Source organism: Aeromonas australiensis (assembly GCF_000819725.1).
In the GTDB taxonomy this organism is placed as follows: Bacteria; Pseudomonadota; Gammaproteobacteria; order Enterobacterales; family Aeromonadaceae; genus Aeromonas; species Aeromonas australiensis.
In genome coordinates this window covers 1-2,117 of record NZ_CDDH01000080.1, presented here as the reverse complement: position 1 = coordinate 2,117, position 2,117 = coordinate 1, and the positions used below count along the sequence as shown (strand labels likewise).

Below are 2,117 nucleotides of genomic sequence, written 5' to 3'. Positions count from 1 at the left end.
CAATGCCATGGCACCAGCACGTTGGCGGCGGATAGTCCGAGGCGGCTCCCCGTGGTGCCGGACCGTTTAAGTTTTGAGGCGTGAGCGCCAATCAAGGGGTGTTGGATGAGTAATATCGTGTGGCACAAGCATGCCGTGGACAAACAGAGCCGGGCCGAATTGAAAGGGCAAAAGCCGCTGGTGATCTGGTTTACCGGGCTGTCGGGGGCAGGCAAATCGACCCTGGCGGGGGCGCTGGAACAGGCGCTGGCGGCCGAGGGCAAACACACCTATCTGCTGGATGGGGACAATGTGCGCCATGGCCTGTGCGGCGATCTCGGTTTCGATGATGCCGCGCGGCAGGAGAATATCCGCCGGGTCGGCGAGGTGGCGAAACTCATGGTGGATGCGGGCCTTATCGTGCTCACCGCCTTTATCTCACCGTTCCGGGCCGAGCGGGATCTGGTGCGCAATCTCGTGGGTGAAGGGGAGTTTGTCGAGGTGTTTGTCGATGCGCCGCTAGCCGTCTGTGAAGAGCGCGACCCCAAGGGGCTCTACAAGAAGGCTAGGGCAGGGGAAATTCGCAACTTTACCGGTATCGACTCCGCTTACGAGGCGCCGGAGCAGCCGGAAATCCATCTGCTTAACGCCGGTAAAGCGGTAGAGGTGCTGGTGGAGGAGTTGCTGGCTGCCCTGCGGCAGGGGAATTATTTGTAGTGGTTGAGTGGCGCCAGCGAGCCTTGAGCTGCGCCAAAGCTGTCGATAGCAACCCCGCAAGATGAGCTTCCGATCCTGCTTATCTCGCGGCGGGGTTATTCACGATTGTCCGAATACGCTGCACTATTCGAACCTACGGGCTGCATCGTCTTTGATGCCATGGTTGGAGCTGGCTGAAAAACCGCTTTTTAAGCCAAAATCGCAAGCTTTCCTCCTTTCTGAACCGAAGCCCTCAATGATGGTGCTATCACGGCAACCACACCCAGTCACATCAAGGCTTGCTCAAATTGGTGGGTAATTGGTGGGTGTCCCAATAGTTATAGTTATGGCCGACATCACTGACATCGCCGGCGTGATCACCACCTCGCCATAGAAGAAGCTGCCGCCAATCAGGCCGAGGATGATCAGCAGCGGTGTCCAGCGGGTGGAGGCGTTGCGGGTCGCCAGCGACATCAGGGTGAGAATGCCACCCTCGCCGGCGTTGTCGGCTCGCATCACAAAGGAGAGGTACTTGACCGACACCACCAGGATCAGCAGCCAGAAGATCAGCGAGAGAAAGCCGAGGATGGAGGCCGGCTCGACGCCGAACCCGAATTGACCTGACAGGCACTCGCGCAAGGTATAGAGCGGGCTGGTGCCGATATCGCCATAGACTACGCCAATCGCCGCCAGCATAACGCCGGGAGTGGCTTGTTGTTTATCACAGTTCATGAGTTCATCTTGTCAGTTTGATGTTTACACGTTTGCCAACGCACATGCCCTTCCTATCAGGAAAATCGTGATATTTAATCGGGAGAGAATTAATGGCTTGCGATGGGAAAGGGCGCTAACGGAATAGTGATCTGCTTGTCATGGAACACAGTCTGTTCATCTGTCATTAAGCTTATAATGACACACACTCTGCGGGACTATGCTCAGTTATAAATAATCAAAAGTTCAATTTGAGTAAGAGAATTAATTATCCGGCGATTGAAATAGGCCGCGATAATGCAGGCAACTGTTTGTTTTATCTAGCGAAGTGTTTTGGCTACTCTCTTTTACCAAAATGGATAATAAATAGACGATAAAGTAATCACTAATTAATTGCTGGCAGGGTGGCAAAGGGGAGGGAGATGAGTAGCAATGGAGTCTTTATTTGGTAGGGGAAAGCTAGGGTGCAATGAACGAAGTGAATTGCACCACTAATAAATAATGTAAGAGGTGAAATACGCTGCGCTTATTGCACCCTACAGTATTATTTTTATGAACTCATTTCAGCACATTTTTTGGTGTGATACTTGGCCACCCTTATTAATTCAACTGTATGCTCAGGATATTGCTGCTGCAAGAAGCAGAGGGCGTCAGCCAAGGTAATCTGGTGCAGATTAAAGCAGGTATCAAAAACCAACGACCATATTTTTCCTTTGAACCCATCAATATCA

General features: G+C 52.4%; 1 protein-coding gene and 2 pseudogenes. 1 reads left to right on the top strand and 2 read right to left on the bottom strand.

Annotation, left to right across the window (positions count from 1 at the left end; all coding sequences use genetic code 11):
* The first annotated feature begins 105 nt into the window (after nt 1-105).
* The gene (gene cysC, locus BN1117_RS14875) at nt 106-696 is read left to right on the top strand and encodes an adenylyl-sulfate kinase (RefSeq protein ID WP_040098607.1); all 591 of its coding nucleotides are present in this window, start codon (nt 106-108) and stop codon (nt 694-696) included.
* Between the two features lie 324 nt (nt 697-1,020).
* Here the strand turns inward: cysC and BN1117_RS14870 are convergent.
* Nucleotides 1,021-1,407 (bottom strand): annotated as a pseudogene (locus BN1117_RS14870) (KUP/HAK/KT family potassium transporter); the annotation flags it as partial.
* A gap of 529 nt (nt 1,408-1,936) precedes the next feature.
* Nucleotides 1,937-2,117: pseudogene (locus tag BN1117_RS19735) on the bottom strand (hypothetical protein); the annotation flags it as partial.

Bases quoted from the DNA above. Each gene is read 5' to 3' on its own strand.
- cysC (WP_040098607.1), top strand. From the start codon at position 106: ATGAGTAATATCGTGTGGCACAAGCATGCCGTGGACAAACAGAGCCGG.